Origin of the sequence: Sellimonas catena (genome assembly GCF_027924685.1) — a bacterium.
GTDB lineage: Bacteria > Bacillota > Clostridia > Lachnospirales > Lachnospiraceae > Sellimonas > Sellimonas catena.
In genome coordinates this window covers 17,049-34,043 of record NZ_BSBO01000014.1, presented here as the reverse complement: position 1 = coordinate 34,043, position 16,995 = coordinate 17,049, and the positions used below count along the sequence as shown (strand labels likewise).

Annotated in this window: 21 protein-coding genes; 20 read left to right on the top strand and 1 reads right to left on the bottom strand. The window is 43.9% G+C overall.

Annotated elements, in window-relative coordinates; all coding sequences use genetic code 11:
* Positions 1–190: 190 nt before the first annotated feature.
* From rplF to ftsH, 20 genes are all read left to right on the top strand, one after another.
* Positions 191–733: a 50S ribosomal protein L6 gene (gene rplF / locus Selli1_RS07935; RefSeq protein WP_087168673.1), complete on the top strand. Its 543-nt coding sequence runs from the start codon at positions 191–193 to the stop codon at positions 731–733.
* A 17-nt stretch (positions 734–750) separates the two neighbouring features.
* On the top strand, positions 751–1,119 hold the full coding sequence (gene rplR, locus Selli1_RS07930) for a 50S ribosomal protein L18 (RefSeq protein WP_087168672.1): 369 nt from the start codon (positions 751–753) through the stop codon (positions 1,117–1,119).
* 21 nt (positions 1,120–1,140) lie between these two features.
* Positions 1,141–1,650: a 30S ribosomal protein S5 gene (rpsE, locus tag Selli1_RS07925; RefSeq protein ID WP_087168671.1), complete on the top strand. Its 510-nt coding sequence runs from the start codon at positions 1,141–1,143 to the stop codon at positions 1,648–1,650.
* Between the two features lie 14 nt (positions 1,651–1,664).
* Positions 1,665–1,847 carry a 50S ribosomal protein L30 gene (gene rpmD / locus Selli1_RS07920; RefSeq protein WP_024731870.1) on the top strand — a complete coding sequence of 61 codons (183 nt, stop codon included), beginning with the start codon at positions 1,665–1,667 and terminating at the stop codon, positions 1,845–1,847.
* Between the two features lie 22 nt (positions 1,848–1,869).
* Positions 1,870–2,310: a 50S ribosomal protein L15 gene (gene rplO / locus Selli1_RS07915; protein ID WP_087168670.1), complete on the top strand. Its 441-nt coding sequence runs from the start codon at positions 1,870–1,872 to the stop codon at positions 2,308–2,310.
* Entirely contained in the window at positions 2,311–3,627 is a 1,317-nt protein-coding gene (gene secY, locus Selli1_RS07910; RefSeq protein WP_138373562.1) for a preprotein translocase subunit SecY, read from the top strand.
* Between the two features lie 70 nt (positions 3,628–3,697).
* Complete coding sequence (locus tag Selli1_RS07905; protein WP_087168668.1) at positions 3,698–4,342, top strand: adenylate kinase; 645 nt, start codon at positions 3,698–3,700, stop codon at positions 4,340–4,342.
* 2 nt (positions 4,343–4,344) lie between these two features.
* A complete protein-coding gene (map, locus tag Selli1_RS07900) occupies positions 4,345–5,121 on the top strand; it encodes a type I methionyl aminopeptidase (RefSeq protein WP_087254951.1) in 777 nt (258 codons plus the stop codon).
* Complete coding sequence (locus Selli1_RS07895) at positions 5,122–5,370, top strand: KOW domain-containing RNA-binding protein (protein ID WP_118636487.1); 249 nt, start codon at positions 5,122–5,124, stop codon at positions 5,368–5,370.
* Between the two features lie 25 nt (positions 5,371–5,395).
* On the top strand, positions 5,396–5,614 hold the full coding sequence (gene infA / locus Selli1_RS07890) for a translation initiation factor IF-1 (protein WP_004607275.1): 219 nt from the start codon (positions 5,396–5,398) through the stop codon (positions 5,612–5,614).
* 115 nt (positions 5,615–5,729) lie between these two features.
* The gene (gene rpmJ, locus Selli1_RS07885) at positions 5,730–5,843 is read left to right on the top strand and encodes a 50S ribosomal protein L36 (protein WP_003022746.1); all 114 of its coding nucleotides are present in this window, start codon (positions 5,730–5,732) and stop codon (positions 5,841–5,843) included.
* Between the two features lie 274 nt (positions 5,844–6,117).
* Positions 6,118–6,486: a 30S ribosomal protein S13 gene (gene rpsM, locus Selli1_RS07880; protein WP_087168665.1), complete on the top strand. Its 369-nt coding sequence runs from the start codon at positions 6,118–6,120 to the stop codon at positions 6,484–6,486.
* Between the two features lie 32 nt (positions 6,487–6,518).
* Positions 6,519–6,914 carry a 30S ribosomal protein S11 gene (gene rpsK / locus Selli1_RS07875; RefSeq protein ID WP_024731877.1) on the top strand — a complete coding sequence of 132 codons (396 nt, stop codon included), beginning with the start codon at positions 6,519–6,521 and terminating at the stop codon, positions 6,912–6,914.
* Positions 6,915–6,930: 16 nt separating this feature from the next.
* Positions 6,931–7,524, top strand: a complete 594-nt coding sequence (gene rpsD, locus Selli1_RS07870) for a 30S ribosomal protein S4 (protein ID WP_087168664.1) — start codon at positions 6,931–6,933, stop codon at positions 7,522–7,524.
* 39 nt (positions 7,525–7,563) lie between these two features.
* Positions 7,564–8,523 (top strand): DNA-directed RNA polymerase subunit alpha, encoded by a 960-nt coding sequence (locus Selli1_RS07865; RefSeq protein WP_087168663.1) that lies wholly within the window; start codon positions 7,564–7,566, stop codon positions 8,521–8,523.
* Between the two features lie 105 nt (positions 8,524–8,628).
* Positions 8,629–9,156 carry a bL17 family ribosomal protein gene (locus tag Selli1_RS07860; protein ID WP_087168662.1) on the top strand — a complete coding sequence of 176 codons (528 nt, stop codon included), beginning with the start codon at positions 8,629–8,631 and terminating at the stop codon, positions 9,154–9,156.
* Between the two features lie 251 nt (positions 9,157–9,407).
* On the top strand, positions 9,408–12,020 hold the full coding sequence (gene adhE, locus Selli1_RS07855) for a bifunctional acetaldehyde-CoA/alcohol dehydrogenase (protein WP_281845759.1): 2,613 nt from the start codon (positions 9,408–9,410) through the stop codon (positions 12,018–12,020).
* A 192-nt stretch (positions 12,021–12,212) separates the two neighbouring features.
* The gene (locus Selli1_RS07850; RefSeq protein WP_087168660.1) at positions 12,213–12,965 is read left to right on the top strand and encodes a phosphotransferase family protein; all 753 of its coding nucleotides are present in this window, start codon (positions 12,213–12,215) and stop codon (positions 12,963–12,965) included.
* Between the two features lie 131 nt (positions 12,966–13,096).
* Complete coding sequence (locus Selli1_RS07845) at positions 13,097–13,606, top strand: GNAT family N-acetyltransferase (protein WP_171027954.1); 510 nt, start codon at positions 13,097–13,099, stop codon at positions 13,604–13,606.
* Between the two features lie 107 nt (positions 13,607–13,713).
* Positions 13,714–15,558 carry an ATP-dependent zinc metalloprotease FtsH gene (ftsH, locus tag Selli1_RS07840; RefSeq protein ID WP_191433830.1) on the top strand — a complete coding sequence of 615 codons (1,845 nt, stop codon included), beginning with the start codon at positions 13,714–13,716 and terminating at the stop codon, positions 15,556–15,558.
* Between the two features lie 125 nt (positions 15,559–15,683).
* On the opposite strand, the gene Selli1_RS07835 is transcribed toward ftsH, so the two are convergent.
* Positions 15,684–16,943, bottom strand: coding sequence for a cell wall hydrolase (locus tag Selli1_RS07835; RefSeq protein WP_281872674.1), 1,260 nt, complete (start codon positions 16,941–16,943; stop codon positions 15,684–15,686).
* Positions 16,944–16,995 lie beyond the last annotated feature (52 nt).

The window sequence follows — 16,995 nt, the reverse complement described above, 5'->3', positions numbered from 1 at the left end:
AGCACAAGCGCAAGCGCAGTGCGAGGTTAGTGTGAAGGCTGCTCCCAAGCGTTAGCGAAAACGAGCCGCAGGCGAAGTTTGAGCTTAGGCGCACGGAGCGAGGCATGTATATAGGGATATGATCCCCATGAAACTGAAAACAGAGCGGATCAGGTCCGTTCCGAAAATTTAAGTGTAGGAGGTATACGTTATGTCACGTATCGGAAGACTTCCGGTTGCAATCCCGGAAGGAGTAACTGTAGAAATTGCAGAGAACAATAAAGTGACTGTAACAGGTCCAAAAGGAACTCTCGTAAGAGAACTTCCAGTTGAAATGGAAATCAAAAAAGAAGACAATACAATCGTGGTTACAAGACCGAACGACTTAAAGAAAATGAAATCTTTACATGGTCTTACAAGAACGCTGATCAACAACATGGTGATCGGTGTAACTGAAGGATACCAGAAAGTTCTTGAAGTAAACGGTGTTGGTTACAGAGCGGCAAAAGCCGGAAAGAAACTTACATTAAGCCTTGGATACTCTCATCCGGTAGAGATGGAAGATCCGGAAGGAATTGAAACTGTACTTGAAGGACAGAACAAAATCATTGTTAAAGGTATCAGCAAAGAAAAAGTTGGCCAATACGCAGCTGAAATCAGAGACAAGAGAAGACCGGAACCTTACAAGGGCAAAGGTATCAAGTATGCTGATGAAGTTATCAGACGTAAAGTTGGTAAAACTGGTAAGAAATAAGTAAGGAGAGTGTGAAAATGGTTAGCAAAAAATCAAGAAGCGAAGTTCGTTTAAACAAGCATAGAAAGTTACGCAACCGTTTCAGCGGTACAGCTGAAAGACCACGTCTTGCTGTATTCAGAAGCAACAATCATATGTATGCTCAGATCATCGATGATACAGTTGGAAACACTCTGGTATCAGCTTCCACTCTTCAGAAGGACGTGAAAGCAGAACTGGAAAAAACCAACAATGTAGAAGCAGCAGCATATCTTGGAACGGTTATTGCTAAGAAAGCTCTGGAAAAGGGAATCAAGGAAGTTGTCTTTGACAGAGGCGGCTTTATATATCAGGGAAAAGTCAAAGCATTAGCAGACGCAGCTAGAGAAGCTGGACTGGAATTCTAGAAGTTGAGGAGGAAAACACAGATGAGACGTAATCACATTGATGCTAGTCAGTTAGAGTTAAATGAAAAAGTAGTATCAATTAAACGTGTAACCAAAGTTGTTAAAGGTGGCCGTCACTTCAGATTCACAGCTTTAGTAGTTGTCGGCGATGGAAAAGGCCATGTTGGTGCAGGTTTAGGTAAAGCGGCAGAAATTCCGGAAGCAATCCGCAAAGGAAAAGAAGACGCAATGAAAAACATCATCACAGTTGCACTGAATGATGAAGAAAGTATCACTCATGATATGTATGGAAAATTCGGAAGCGCAACAGTACTTCTGAAAAACGCTCCGGAAGGTACCGGAGTTATTGCCGGCGGTCCGGCCCGTGCCGTGATCGAGATGGCAGGAATCAAGAATATCCGTACAAAATCTTTAGGTTCCAACAACAAACAGAACGTAGTACTCGCTACTCTGAACGGCCTGAAGAATGTAAAGACACCGGAGGACGTTGCAAGACTTCGCGGCAAATCTATTGAAGAGATCGTAGGCTAAGGAGGACGGTTAACATGGCAAATTTGAAAATCACATTAGTGAAATCAACAATCGGTGCCATTCCGAAGCATAAAAAAACAGTTGAAGCATTAGGTTTAAAGAAGATGCACAAAACAGTTGTACTTCCGGACAATGCTGCAACAAGAGGTATGGTACAGCAGGTAAGACATTTAGTAAAAGTGGAAGAAGAAGCTTAATATCAGATAAGGAGGTGTCATAATGGACTTATCAAATTTAAGACCAGCTGATGGTTCAAAACACAGCGATAATTTCAGAAGAGGCCGTGGACACGGATCTGGAAATGGTAAGACAGCCGGAAAAGGACACAAAGGTCAGAAAGCACGTTCCGGAGCAACAAGACCGGGATTTGAAGGTGGACAGATGCCATTATACAGACGTATTCCGAAGAGAGGTTTCACAAACAGAAACACAAAGGAAATCGTTGGTATCAATGTAAGCGCATTAGAAGCATTTGAAAATGATGCAGTTGTTTCAGTAGCAGCTTTAATCGAAAAAGGAATCATTAAGAACCCGAAAGACGGCGTTAAGATTCTTGGAAATGGAGAGTTAACCAAAAAGCTTACAGTTCAGGCTAATGCTTTCAGCGAAGGCGCAAAAGCTAAAATTGAGGCTCTTGGTGGAAAAGCAGAGGTGATCTAATTGCTTCAGACAGTCCGTAGGGCATTTCAGGTTGAAGAGATCAGACAGAGACTGTTCTTCACATTTTTGATGCTGATTGTTGTAAGACTCGGATCCGAACTCCCGACACCGGGGGTGGATCCGACATACATCCAGAACTTTTTTGCGAGCCAGACCGGAGATGCATTTAACTTTTTTGATGCATTTACCGGAGGTTCCTTTACCCAGATGTCCGTTTTTGCGTTGAGCATTACGCCGTACATCACTTCCTCAATTATCGTTCAGCTTCTTACAATTGCGATTCCGAAGTTGGAAGAGCTCCAGAAAGAAGGAGAAGAAGGAAGAAAGAAGATGACGGCGATTACGCGTTATCTTACAGTTGCGCTCGCATTAATCGAGTCTGCTGCAATGGCAATCGGATTTGGACGTCAGGGTCTTCTTGTAGAGTTTAATTTTGTGAATGCAGCTGTTGTCATCATGACACTGACAGCCGGTTCTACTTTGTTGATGTGGATTGGTGAACGTATTACAGAAAAAGGTGTTGGAAACGGTATTTCCATCGTACTTCTGATCAACATTCTCTCCAGAATTCCACAGGACTTCGTGACGTTATACAGTCAGTTTATAAGCGGTAAAAGTCTTGCTAATGCAGCTCTCGCGGCTGTTATTATCCTGTTGATTCTGCTTGTAGTGATTGTTTTTGTTATCATTCTGCAGGATGCGGTTCGGAAGATTCCGGTACAGTATTCTCAGAAGGTTGTCGGAAGAAAAACAATAGGCGGGCAGTCTACCAATATTCCACTGAAGGTTAACACAGCAGGAGTAATCCCGGTTATCTTCGCATCTTCTCTGATGCAGTTCCCTATTGTTATCGCTTCTTTCCTTGGAAAAGGAGACGGGGACGGTATCGGAAGTGAAATACTGAGAGGCCTGAATTCAAACAACTGGTGTGATCCATCAAATCTTCAGTATTCATGGGGATTAATCGTATATATCCTCCTGACAGTATTTTTTGCATATTTCTATACGAGTATTACATTCAATCCGATGGAAATTGCAAACAATATGAAAAAAAGCGGAGGTTTTATCCTTGGTATCAGACCAGGAAAACCGACGGTCGAATATTTGACAAAGATCCTGAATTATATCATTTTCATCGGAGCGTGCGGTCTTGTAATTGTACAGATTATTCCGTTCTTCTTCAACGGAGTATTCGGTGCAAATGTTTCTTTCGGAGGAACATCCATGATTATTATCGTAGGTGTCGTTCTGGAAACAATCAAGAAAGTCGAATCCATGATGCTTGTTCGTAATTACAAAGGATTTTTAAATACCTGATGATTTTAGCTCGCGGAAAATTTTTTCGCGAGTTAAAGTTCTATAAAGAGATAATATGGAGGTACGCAGTATGAAAGTAATTATGTTAGGTGCACCGGGGGCAGGTAAAGGAACCCAGGCAAAGAAGATCGCAGCAAAATACCAGATTCCTCACATTTCCACGGGAGACATTTTCCGGGCAAATATTAAAGAGGGAACAGAACTTGGAAAAAAAGCAAAAGAATACATGGATCAGGGACTTCTTGTGCCGGACGAACTGACAGTAGATCTTGTAATTGACCGTGTAAAGCAGGATGACTGCAAAAACGGATATGTACTCGACGGATTTCCGCGTACAATTCCGCAGGCAGAGGCTCTTGACAAGGCACTTGCCGCACTTGGTGAAAAAATGGATTATGCAATTGATGTAGATGTTCCGGATGAGAATATTGTAAACCGTATGGGCGGAAGAAGAGCGTGTGTCGGATGTGGAGCTACATACCATATTGTCTATGCTGCGCCGAAACAGGAGAATATCTGCGATGTTTGCGGTAAAGAGCTGATTTTGAGAGATGACGACAAACCGGAAACAGTTCAGAAGCGCCTGAACGTATACCATGAGCAGACACAGCCGCTGATTGACTACTACAACAATGCAGGTATTCTGCGTGAAGTAGACGGAACAGTCGACATTGACGACGTATTCGCAGCAATTGTAAAAATTCTTGGAGAATAAAAATGTCCGTGAAAATCAAATCAGCCCGCGAGATAGAGTTGATGACGGAAGCCGGAAGAATTCTTGGAGAAGTTCACAGGGAGCTTGGAAAGGGAATCCGGCCGGGGATGTCAACCGCTGATATTGATCATCTGGGGGAGGAGATCATCCGAAGTTACGGATGCACTCCCTCCTTCCTCGGTTATAATGGATATCCGGCTTCGATCTGTGTATCTGTCAATGAGGAAGTCGTACATGGAATTCCGGACCGGCACAGAATCATAAGAGAAGGAGATATCGTTTCTCTGGATGCAGGGGTTATTTACAAAGGCTATCATTCCGATGCTGCCAGGACGCACATACTGGGAGATGCGGGAGAAGAAGTCAGAAAACTCGTGGAAGTGACGAGGCAAAGTTTCTTTGAAGGTATGAAATATGCAAAAGAGGGTTATCATTTATATGATATTTCCCGCGCAATCGGAACATATGCCGGATATTTCGGGTATGGAGTTGTCAGGGAACTTTGCGGCCACGGGATCGGAACGAAGCTGCATGAAGATCCCCAGATTCCAAACTTCGCAATGCCGCGCAGAGGACTGAGGCTGAAGGCAGGAATGACCCTTGCGGTTGAACCGATGATTAATCTTGGGACAGCGGATGTCAAATGGATGAGGGATGGCTGGACTGTGGTGACAAAAGACAGGAAACCTTCCGCACACTATGAAAATACCATTCTGATTACAGAGGGAGAACCGAAAATTTTGACATTGTCGGAGGAAGAGGGCAAAGAGGAGACTTAGATGTTAAGTTATGAACCGGGAATGCTTGTGAGATCACTTGCAGGGCATGACAAAGGAAAGCTTTATATTATAATAGAAGAAAGAGATCAGATGCTTCTGCTTTCGGACGGGAAGATCCGGACTATGGAGAGGCCGAAAGCAAAAAAAGTCATGCATGTCCAGCTGATCAAAGAAAAGCTGGAAGAGAAGGAAATGACGGATATTTCCATCCGTTCATTCATAAAAAAATATCAGAAAGAACACATGTAAAAGGGATTCAAAAAGGAGGAACAGCATGTCAAAGGCTGACGTAATCGAAATTGAAGGAACTGTTGTTGAGAAACTGCCAAACGCAATGTTCCAGGTAGAACTGGAAAACGGACACCAGGTGCTTGCACACATCAGTGGAAAGCTCCGCATGAATTTTATCAAAATCTTACCGGGTGACAAAGTAACTCTGGAGCTTTCACCGTATGATTTATCTAAAGGAAGAATTATCTGGAGAGATAAATAAAAAAAGTATTGACTTTTGAAGAGAGAAAAACTATAATATTAGATGCCGTTCGTGGGCGAAGTCCGCACAAACGGCAGCAACAGTAGGTTTACAAGGTATGAAAGGAGGATTTGACATGAAGGTTAGATCATCAGTAAAACCGATTTGCGAAAAATGCAAAGTTATCAAGAGAAAAGGCAGTATCAGAATTATCTGCGAAAATCCGAAGCACAAACAGCGTCAGGGCTAATCAGGCTGACAAAGCAGTGATTTGGAACATGAATTAGGCGGCTGATAGTGTGACACGCCAGGCGGTGTGTAGCGCTATTTTAAATATACAAGGCACCGCAGGATGGGCCATTGTATATTGCTTCTAATACCGGCAGTCATGAACCCAAAGGTTGCCGGAAAGGGCATATTTAACATACCGGATATGCCTGGGCACATCAGTATTCCGTCAAATACGGTATGCCCCAGTTAAAGACAATATGAAACAAAACATGTAAAAATGGAGGAAAACAAGTATGGCTCGTATTGCAGGTGTTGACTTACCAAGAGACAAACGTGTAGAAATCGGTCTGACTTACATCTACGGAATCGGAAGAGTAAGTTCCAACCGTATCTTAACAGAAGCAGGAGTAAATCCTGACACAAGATGCAGAGATCTGACAGACGAAGAAGTTAAGAGAATCAGCTCTGTTATCGATGAAACTCAGGTTGTTGAAGGTGATCTTAGAAGAGAGATCGCTATGAACATCAAGAGATTACAGGAAATCGGATGCTACAGAGGAATCCGTCATAGAAAAGGACTTCCGGTTCGTGGACAGAAGACAAAGACAAATGCCAGAACAAGAAAAGGTCCGAAGAGAACAGTAGCAAATAAGAAGAAATAGTACACAATATTCAAGAAAGTAGGTTAGTTTAAATGGCAAAGAAAGTTGCAAAGAAAGTAACAAAAAAACGTGTCAAGAAAAACGTTGAACATGGACAGGCACATATTCAGTCATCTTTCAATAACACAATCGTTACTCTGACAGATGCACAGGGAAATGCTTTATCATGGGCAAGTGCCGGCGGTCTGGGATTTAGAGGTTCAAGGAAATCTACTCCATATGCAGCACAGATGGCAGCTGAGACAGCAGCTAAGGCAGCATTAGTACATGGTCTGAAATCAGTAGACGTTATGGTAAAGGGACCAGGTTCAGGAAGAGAAGCAGCAATCCGTGCGCTTCAGGCATGCGGAATTGATGTAACAAGCATCAAAGATGTAACTCCGGTACCACACAATGGTTGCCGCCCACCAAAACGTAGAAGAGTCTAATTAGGAGGAAAAGAGCATGGCAGTAAATAGAGTTCCGGTTCTGAAAAGATGCCGTTCCCTCGGAATGGATCCGATTTATTTAGGAATTGATAAAAAGTCCAAAAGACAGTTAAAAAGATCTAATAGAAAAATGAGCGAGTATGCACTTCAGTTACGTGAAAAGCAGAAAGCAAAATTCATCTACGGCGTATTAGAAAAACCGTTCCGTAACTACTACAAGAGAGCAAAACAGATGAACGGTATGACAGGTACAAACCTGATGATCCTTCTTGAAACACGTCTTGACAACATCATCTTCCGTATGGGATTTGCCAGAACAAGACGCGAAGCAAGACAGATCGTTGATCACAAGCACGTACTCGTAAACGGCAAGCAGGTGAATATTCCGTCCTACCTTGTAAAGGCCGGTGATGTAATCGAAATCAAAGAGAAATGCAAAGGTTCTCAGAGATATAAAGATATCCTTGAGGTAACAGCAGGACGTCTTGTACCGGCATGGTTAGATGTAGATGCAGAAAGCTTAAAAGGAACAGTAAAGGAACTTCCGACACGCGATGAGATCGATGTACCGGTTGATGAAATGCTGATCGTCGAATTATATTCTAAATAATAACCCGTAAAACGTGCTGATAGCAGGAGGGAACTTATAGTGTTTGATTTTAATAAACCGAATATCGAAATCACAGAAATGTCAGAAGATAAAAGATACGGCAGATTTGTTGTGGAGCCGCTGGAAAGAGGCTACGGAACAACACTCGGAAACAGTCTGAGAAGAATTATGCTGTCCTCTCTGCCTGGAGCTGCAATTAGCCAGGTAAAGATCGATGGTGTACTTCATGAATTCAGTTCCATTCCGGGAGTGAAGGAAGACGTTACTGAGATTATCATGAATCTGAAGACATTGGCGATTAAAAACACTTCAGAAACAGACGAACCAAAAACAGCTTATATCGAATTTGAAGGAGAAGGCGTTGTAACAGGCGCTGATATTCAGGTGGATTCTGATATTGAAATCATGAATCCGGATGTTGTCATTGCTACACTGAACGGTGGAGCAGACAGCAAGCTTTACATGGAGCTGACCATCACAAAAGGAAGAGGTTATGTAAGCTCGGATAAGAACAAGAAGGAAGATCTTCCGATCGGCGTGATCCCGATTGATTCTATCTACACTCCTGTAGAGCGTGTAAATCTGACTGTACAGAATACTCGTGTCGGACAGATTACAGACTACGATAAGCTGACGCTGGATGTATATACAAACGGTACCCTGCTTCCGGATGAGGCAGTCAGCCTTGCGGCAAAAGTGTTAAACGAACATCTGAAGCTCTTTATTGATCTCTCCGAAGTGGCTCAGGCTGCTGAAGTGATGATCGAAAAAGAAGATGATGAGAAAGAAAAAGTTCTTGAGATGAGTATCGATGAGCTGGAACTTTCTGTTCGTTCTTACAACTGCCTGAAGAGAGCTGGAATCAATACCGTGGAAGAGCTGACAAACAGAACTCCTGAGGATATGATGAAAGTACGTAATCTGGGACGTAAGTCTTTAGAAGAAGTGTTAGCAAAATTGAAAGAACTCGGCCTCGAACTCAGCCAGGGAGAGGAATAGAGAATAAGATAATTTCCTGCCGGTAAGCCCGATGTGCGCGGCAGGGCATTTGACTAGTAAGCCCGAAGATGCATAATCAGATGTAAATAATGGAGGAAAAGAACAATGGCAAAGTATAGAAAGCTTGGAAGAAGAAGTGATTTAAGAAAGGCTCTGTTAAGAAATCAGGTTACAGCTCTTTTAAATCATGGAAGAATCAGAACAACAGAAGCGAAAGCGAAAGAAATCCGCAAAATCGCTGAAGGTCTGATTGCAATGGCTGTAAAAGAAAAAGATAACTTCGAAGAAGTAACTGTAACAGCAAAAGTTGCACGTAAAGATGCTGACGGAAAGCGCGTGAAAGAAGTTGTAGACGGAAAGAAAGTAACCGTTTACGATGAAGTTGAGAAGAAGATCAAAAAAGATCTTCCATCCAGACTGCATGCACGCCGCCAGATGCTGAAAGTTCTCGTTCCGGTTAAAGAAGTTGTAGACGGAAAGAAGAAAGCTCCGAAGGAAGTAGATCTTGTTGAAAAATTATTCACAGAGATCGCTCCGAAATACGAAGGACGTAACGGTGGTTACACAAGAATCGTAAAGATCGGACAGCGTAAAGGTGACGCTGCGATGGAAGTATTCATCGAGTTAGTTTAATATTGAGAACATAAACGGTTTTCCTTTTATGGAAAGCCGTTTTTTATGTTTTAGAAATGAGTTTACAGTCATAAAGTAATCGGAAAAATGACGAAGACAATCATAAAATCAGGCATTCGTTTATGCAAAAAGTAGAAAGAGTTTTCTTCGTTAAAAAATTATCAAAAATGAATTGACAAATAATTAACGATGAACTATACTAAGCACAGTGAAACGATAAAAACGTTTTAGAGTTTAGGAGGAAGATAAGCATGGCGACAAAGAAAAAAGAAGCACCAGCAATTATTGACAATGTGGAAGCTCTTATTGAAAAAATCAAAGCAATGAAAGAAGCTCAGAAGGTATTTGCTACTTTTACACAGGAACAGGTCGATAAGATCTTTTTTGAAGCAGCAATGGCAGCTAACAAGGCTCGTATCCCGCTGGCAAAGATGGCAGTGGAAGAAACCGGAATGGGCGTTGTCGAAGATAAGATTATTAAAAATCACTATGCGGCTGAATATATTTACAATGCATATAAAAATACAAAGACATGCGGTGTGATCGAAGAAGACACGGCATACGGAATCAAAAAGATTGCAGAGCCAATCGGTCTGATTGCCGCTGTTATTCCTACGACAAACCCGACATCTACAGCAATCTTCAAGACACTGATTGCGTTAAAGACAAGAAATGCAATCATTATCAGCCCGCATCCACGTGCAAAAGCATGTACGATTGCGGCAGCCAAAGTTGTGCTTGACGCAGCTGTCAAAGCAGGTGCTCCGGAAGGCATTATCGGATGGATCGATGTTCCGTCTCTGGAACTGACAAATGAAGTCATGAGAGATGCTGATATTATCCTCGCTACAGGCGGCCCTGGAATGGTAAAAGCTGCATACTCCTCCGGAAAACCGGCACTTGGAGTAGGTGCAGGAAATACACCGGCAATTATTGATGAGACAGCAGACATCAAACTTGCTGTAAACTCCATCATTCATTCTAAAACGTTTGATAACGGTATGATCTGTGCTTCTGAACAGTCCGTAACTGTTCTGGAGAGTGTATACGAAGAAGTAAAGAAAGAATTCGCTTATCGCGGATGCTACTTCTTAAAGAAGGATGAGATCGAAAAAGTAAGAAAAACGATCATTATCAACGGTGCCCTGAATGCGAAGATCGTAGGACAGAGCGCATTCACAATTGCAAAACTTGCAGGAGTAGACGTTCCTGAAAATACAAAGATCCTGATCGGTGAAGTAGAATCCGTAGATATCTCTGAAGAATTTGCTCATGAGAAACTTTCTCCGGTACTTGCAATGTATAAAGCGAAGACATTTGACGAGGCTATCGCAAAGGCAGAGCAGCTTGTTGCAGACGGTGGATATGGACATACTTCTTCCCTGTACATCAATACAGCAGAGAAAGAAAAAATGGCTAAACATGCTGCAGCAATGAAGACCTGCCGTATCCTGATCAACACACCTTCTTCCCAGGGTGGTATCGGTGATTTATACAACTTCAAACTTGCTCCATCTCTGACACTTGGATGTGGATCCTGGGGAGGCAACTCCGTATCCGAAAACGTAGGAGTGAAACATCTGATCAACATTAAGACAGTTGCCGAGAGGAGAGAGAATATGCTTTGGTTCAGAACACCTGAAAAAGTTTACTTTAAAAAAGGATGTATGCCGGTGGCTCTCGACGAGCTCGGAACAGAGATGCACAAGAAGAAAGCATTTATCGTTACTGATACATTCTTATACAAAAATGGTTATGTAAAACCGATCGAAGAGAAACTCGATGAGATGGGAATTCAGCATACATGCTTCTACGAAGTGGCACCTGACCCGACTTTACAGTGCGCACTCAAAGGTACAGACCAGATGAGAGCATTCGAGCCGGATACAATTATCGCACTCGGCGGCGGATCCGCAATGGACGCAGCAAAGATCATGTGGGTAATGTATGAACATCCGGAAGCAAACTTTGAAGACATGGCTATGGACTTCATGGATATCCGGAAGAGAGTTTACAAATTCCCTAAGATGGGAGAGAAAGCTTACTTTGTAGCAATCCCGACTTCTTCAGGTACAGGTTCCGAGGTGACACCGTTCGCGATCATCACAGACGCTGACACAGGTGTAAAATGGCCTCTGGCTGACTACGAATTACTTCCAAACATGGCGATCGTTGATGTTGACAACATGATGACACAGCCGAAAGGACTGACAAGTGCATCCGGTATCGACGTTATGACACATGCGATCGAGGCATATGTATCCATCATGGCTACAGAATATACAGACGGTCTTGCATTAAAGGCAATCAAGACAGTATTTGATTACCTTCCGGCAGCTTACGAAAAGGGAGCAGCAGACCCGATTGCGAGAGAGAAGATGGCAAACGCTTCCTGTATGGCAGGTATGGCATTCGCCAACGCATTCCTTGGACTGAACCACTCCATGGCTCACAAACTTGGTGCGTTCCACCACATTCCGCACGGTGTGGCAAATGCGCTGCTTCTGACAAACGTAATCCGCTACAATGCTGCAGAAGTACCGGTTAAGATGGGAACATTCTCACAGTACCAGTATCCGCACGCTCAGGCAAGATATGCTGAGGCGGCAAGATTTGCAGGAATCTGCGGCAAAGATGATGCAGAGACAGTAGAATTATTCTGTGAAAAACTGGAAGAATTAAAGAAAGCAATCGGAATTCCGAAAACGATCAAAGAATGGGGCATCAAGGAAGAAGACTTCCTCGCTACACTGGACGAAATGGTAGAACAGGCATTCAATGACCAGTGTACAGGAGCAAACCCGAGATACCCGCTGATGAGCGAAATCAAAGAGCTTTACCTGAAATCCTACTACGGCAACTAAATGATATTCGTACTTCATATGCAAGGTGTGGCAGGAATTGCGCACCTTGCATATTTTGTAAAAAAATCGTATAAAATGTGCAGTCAATATATAAAATAACGAAAAGTTTGTTAAAAAATTTACCAATATAAGAATGTTATGGTATAATAAGGATAAATCGAAGATCAGTTTTGACAGACAGGAGGTAATCTTATGAAACTGGAAAATGTAATCGTAGAACGCCCATACAAAAAAGTATACCGTTGCGACGAGGGGATCGCGAAAGTTTTTGAACCATCTCATCCAAAGGAAGATGTATTTAATGAAGCGCTCAATCAGGCAAGAGTCGAGGCGACAGGGTTAAATATTCCAAAGGTAAAAAGTGTAAATGAAATTGATGGAAAATGGGCACTTGTCATTGATTATAAAGAGGGAAAGACACTCGAAGAGCTGATGCAGGAAAATCCGGATAAGATGGACGAGTACATGGAGCAGTTTGTGGATCTTCAGCTTGAGATTCACAGCAAGACAGCACCGCTTTTAGGAAAACTCAAAGACAAACTGAACCGCCAGATCAACAGTCTGAAAGATGTGGTGGATGCTACGACCAGATATGAACTCCTGACAAGACTGGACAGCATGCCAAAGCATCACAAAGTATGCCATGGTGATTTCAATCCAAGCAACGTGATCGTAGGAGAAGACGGATCCCTCTATGTGGTTGACTGGGCTCATGCCACACAGGGAAACGCAAGTGCGGATGCAGCCATGACCTACCTTCTGTTTGCACTGAAGGATCAGAAGCTCGCTGACAAATACATGGATCTGTTCTGCAGGAAGAGCGATACGGCAAAACAGTACGTACAGCAGTGGCTTCCGATCGTTGCGGCAGCACAGCTTACAAAGAAACATACGATGGAACAAGATTTCCTTATGAAATGGATCGATATCTTCGATTATCAGTAAATGATTATGAATTTACACACGCCGGACCTTGCGGGTCCGGCGTATTTATTTCGGCCGGGACCTTTAGAAAGACTGGTTTTATCCGGAGGAAAAACGTGATAAAATGGAAAGACACAAAAGGGGGACGAAATATGGTAATCAGAGAAACAAAAAAGGAGGATCTGAAACAGGTCATGGAAATTATCAGGATGGCCCAGAAGCTTTTTAAAGAGAGCGGGATCAATCAGTGGCAGGATGGCTATCCAAACAAAGAAGTTCTTCTGGGAGATATCCGGAAGAGACAGAGCTACGTGGCAGAAGAAGAGGGGAGACTGATCGGTACAGCGGTGCTTTCTCCTGAAGGAGAGAGTACATATGAAAAGATAGAGAAAGGAGAATGGCTGACGGGACCGGATGCGGACTATGTCGTCATTCACAGAATCGCGACACACAGCGATTACAAAAGGCGCGGAACAGCCGGCAGTTTTTTGAAAAAAGCCGAGGATCTGGGCAGAGAACATGGAGCCGGGAGTATTCGGATTGATACGCATCCGGACAACCGGATCATGCAGAACTGGTTGAAAAAGAACGGTTTTTCCTACTGTGGATGGATCTGGCTTGTAACCGGAGATCTGCGCTATGCCTATGAAAAGTTGTTATAAAGTGGTAAGAAAGTATATACTTTTTTTAGAAAAGCTTTAGATTTCTTCCATGGTTTCTACACAGACGCCATGCTATACTAAAACAAGAAAATGAAGGGAGATACGCAATGAAAGAAGTTAAATCACCTAGAAAACCTTTTATCATATATGCGCTCGTGGTTGCGGTAGTCATCCTTCTGCTGAACGGGCTGTTGTTCCCGAACATACTGGAGCAGAGGACGGAAGAAGTCGATTACGGCACATTTATGACGATGACAGAAAATAAAGAGATTGGACTTGTGGAGGTTCAGGATACAGAAATCGTTTTTACGGACAAGAATCAGGAACATGTCTACAAGACCGGTGTGATGAATGATCCCGGACTGGTGGAGCGTCTTCATGATGCGGGAGCGAAATTCTCCCAGAATATCGAAGAGCAGATGCCGGTATGGATGAGCCTGCTGCTTTCCTACGTTATTCCGATTGCCATCTTTCTGTTTATCGGGAACTGGCTTTCGAAAAAAATGGCAAGCAAGATGGGCGGGCCGAATTCCATGGCGTTCGGAATGGGAAAGAGCAATGCCAAGATTTATGTTCAGTCCGACTCCGGAATTCACTTTTCGGATGTGGCAGGTGAGGAGGAGGCCAAGGAGCTTTTAAGTGAGATCGTTGATTTCCTTCATAATCCGGCAAGATACAGAGAGATCGGTGCTTCCATGCCGAAAGGAGCCCTTCTCGTAGGCCCTCCTGGTACCGGTAAGACGCTGCTTGCCAAGGCAGTAGCCGGAGAGGCAAATGTTCCGTTCTTCTCCATTTCCGGATCGGAGTTCGTAGAGATGTTTGTCGGAATGGGCGCTGCCAAAGTGCGTGACCTCTTCAAACAGGCGAACGAGAAGGCGCCGTGTATCGTCTTCATTGATGAGATCGATACCATCGGTAAAAAGAGGGACGGACAGATTGGCGGCAATGACGAACGGGAACAGACGCTGAACCAGCTTCTGACAGAGATGGATGGTTTTGACGGTTCCAAAGGTGTTGTGATTCTGGCGGCGACGAACCGTCCGGATTCTCTGGACCCGGCGCTGTTAAGACCGGGGCGTTTTGACCGGAGGATTCCGGTTGAGCTTCCGGATATGCAGGGAAGAGCGGATATTCTGAGAGTCCATGCAAAGAAGATCAAGATCGCTGATAATGTGGACTTTAACGAGATTGCCAAGATGACAGCAGGTGCTTCCGGTGCGGAGCTTGCCAATATTGTCAATGAGGCTGCTTTAAAGGCGGTAAGAGAGCACAGGAAATTTGCGACCCAGGCCGACATGGAAGCGAGCGTGGAAGTAGTTATCGCAGGATATGAGAAGAAGACCCGTGTGCTGTCCAACAAGGAGAAGCTGCAGGTGGCATACCACGAGGTAGGACATGCTCTGGTGGCCGCGTTGCAGACCCATTCCGCGCCGGTTCAGAAGATCACGATTATTCCAAGGACAAGCGGCGCGCTTGGATATACGATGCAGGTGGATGAGAAAGAGCATTTCCTGATGTCAAAAGAGGAACTGGAAAATAAAATCGCAACCTTCACAGGAGGACGTGCGGCGGAAGAGCTGATTTTCCACTCCAGCTCCACAGGAGCGTCCAATGATATTGAACAGGCGACAAAGCTTGCAAGAGCAATGATTACTCAGTATGGTATGTCAGATGAGTTTGATATGGTGGCTCTTCAGCATATCAGCAACCAGTATCTGGGTGGAGACGCATCCCTTGCCTGCTCCGATGAGACGGCATCCTACATTGATAAAAAGGTAGTTGAACTTGTACGGACACAGCATGAGAAAGCAAGAAGAATTCTGGAGGAGAATATCATGAAGCTTCATGATATTGCAAAATATCTCTATGAACACGAAACCATCACCGGCGATGAGTTTATGGAAATACTGAATCGCAGACCGGGACAGGCAGGAGGTCCGGTGCAGGAATAAAGAAAAAAAGAAACGCTATGCAGAAATCGGGAGAGATCCTGATCTGCATAGCGTTTTCATATGCAAATTATTAAAAATCCGCCGGCGTAATGCCGGGTCAGCAAGGATGTGTTGTCAGAAACTTATTAGAAAAATACATTTCCTCCTACGACAGTTCCACTGTGACCGGTAGATGCGGCGCGGAACTGATAACATCCGCTGACAGATGCAAGCCGTTTGCCGTTGAGGGCATCTCTTGCTACCTGATAACAGATGGAGCTTGGTCCCCGGTTCAGAACTTTACTGAGACTTCCGTTCCAGGTCGGGGAAAACTGTCCGCTCTGGTAAATGACGCCTTTTAATGTATTAGGATATCTTGGACTCTCTACACGGTTCATAATGACGGTAGCAACAGCGAGAAGCCCGTCGTATCCGCCTCCGCCTGCCTCGCATTCCAGAATTGCCGCAAACAGAACGAGGTCGCTTGTTTCGGCAGGAGCAGAAGGCTTCTGGGTAGTTGAATTATCGGCCGGCGGCTTCTGATTTCCTGAATTAGACGTATTGTTATTATTGTTATTGCTGCTGTTATTTGAGCTGCCGGAGGAATTTCCGCCGGAAGGCTTCTGGGTATCCGCAGGTTTCTGAGCAGATGTCTCCTGCTTATTGTCAGAAGATGATTCGCTTTTGCCGGAGTCTTTGTCAGAAGAAGTATCTGATTCGAGTTCGCTCGTACCGGCTGCATTGTAAGAGTCTGTTGTCGTTTCCAGTGCTTTTTTTGCAGCTTCTTCAGCGGCCTTTGCAGCAGCAAGTGCCTGGGAAGAAGCAGTAAGCTGTCCGTTGGTTGATTCAATCCGGGAATTCAATTCAGCCTGCTTGGATGTCATCTGCTGTTTCATGGCATCCAGTTCTTCTTTTTGTTTCTTCAGATTTTTCTCTTTTTGATCGATATCCTGACGCAGATCCTGCAGCTGCTTGAGCATTTTACGGTCGTATTCCGTAACGCTTGATACAAAGTCCACACGGTTCAGAAATTCGCCCATGCTGTCTGAAGTAAGAAGAATTTCGAGAAAAGAAACATTCCCGCTTTCATATATGTACTGAATACGTTTCTTCATCGACTGATACTGCAGATCTTCATTCACCTGTGCGGCAGCCAGATCAAGCTCTGTCTGCTCGGCTTCTTTATTCGTGCTTTCAATCTTCGCGGCAAGGGAGGTGATTTCCCCGCTGATAGAAGAAAGCTGCTCATTCAAATCCTGTAATTCGGACTGGAGATCCTGTGTTTCCTTTTCCAGATCAGCTACGGAATCCTCTGCATATACAAGAACAGGGGAAGCCATCAGAACGGCGGCACAGGTAAAAGCAGTACATGCACGCAGTAAAGGTTTAAGTTTTGCTTTCATCATACCGAATCCTTTCGTAAAATTAAATACAGATAGAGTATACTATAAATTGCGG

Excerpts from the sequence above, each read along its gene's own strand:
- rplF (WP_087168673.1), top strand. The coding sequence starts at position 191 with ATGTCACGTATCGGAAGACTTCCGGTTGCAATCCCGGAAGGAGTAACT.
- rplR (WP_087168672.1), top strand. The coding sequence starts at position 751 with ATGGTTAGCAAAAAATCAAGAAGCGAAGTTCGTTTAAACAAGCATAGA.
- rpsE (WP_087168671.1), top strand. The coding sequence starts at position 1,141 with ATGAGACGTAATCACATTGATGCTAGTCAGTTAGAGTTAAATGAAAAA.
- rpmD (WP_024731870.1), top strand. The coding sequence starts at position 1,665 with ATGGCAAATTTGAAAATCACATTAGTGAAATCAACAATCGGTGCCATT.
- rplO (WP_087168670.1), top strand. The coding sequence starts at position 1,870 with ATGGACTTATCAAATTTAAGACCAGCTGATGGTTCAAAACACAGCGAT.
- Selli1_RS07905 (WP_087168668.1), top strand. The coding sequence starts at position 3,698 with ATGAAAGTAATTATGTTAGGTGCACCGGGGGCAGGTAAAGGAACCCAG.
- map (WP_087254951.1), top strand. The coding sequence starts at position 4,345 with ATGTCCGTGAAAATCAAATCAGCCCGCGAGATAGAGTTGATGACGGAA.
- Selli1_RS07895 (WP_118636487.1), top strand. The coding sequence starts at position 5,122 with ATGTTAAGTTATGAACCGGGAATGCTTGTGAGATCACTTGCAGGGCAT.
- infA (WP_004607275.1), top strand. The coding sequence starts at position 5,396 with ATGTCAAAGGCTGACGTAATCGAAATTGAAGGAACTGTTGTTGAGAAA.
- rpmJ (WP_003022746.1), top strand. The coding sequence starts at position 5,730 with ATGAAGGTTAGATCATCAGTAAAACCGATTTGCGAAAAATGCAAAGTT.
- rpsM (WP_087168665.1), top strand. The coding sequence starts at position 6,118 with ATGGCTCGTATTGCAGGTGTTGACTTACCAAGAGACAAACGTGTAGAA.
- rpsK (WP_024731877.1), top strand. The coding sequence starts at position 6,519 with ATGGCAAAGAAAGTTGCAAAGAAAGTAACAAAAAAACGTGTCAAGAAA.
- rpsD (WP_087168664.1), top strand. The coding sequence starts at position 6,931 with ATGGCAGTAAATAGAGTTCCGGTTCTGAAAAGATGCCGTTCCCTCGGA.
- Selli1_RS07860 (WP_087168662.1), top strand. The coding sequence starts at position 8,629 with ATGGCAAAGTATAGAAAGCTTGGAAGAAGAAGTGATTTAAGAAAGGCT.
- adhE (WP_281845759.1), top strand. The coding sequence starts at position 9,408 with ATGGCGACAAAGAAAAAAGAAGCACCAGCAATTATTGACAATGTGGAA.
- Selli1_RS07850 (WP_087168660.1), top strand. The coding sequence starts at position 12,213 with ATGAAACTGGAAAATGTAATCGTAGAACGCCCATACAAAAAAGTATAC.
- Selli1_RS07845 (WP_171027954.1), top strand. The coding sequence starts at position 13,097 with ATGGTAATCAGAGAAACAAAAAAGGAGGATCTGAAACAGGTCATGGAA.
- ftsH (WP_191433830.1), top strand. The coding sequence starts at position 13,714 with ATGAAAGAAGTTAAATCACCTAGAAAACCTTTTATCATATATGCGCTC.
- Selli1_RS07835 (WP_281872674.1), bottom strand. The coding sequence starts at position 16,943 with ATGATGAAAGCAAAACTTAAACCTTTACTGCGTGCATGTACTGCTTTT.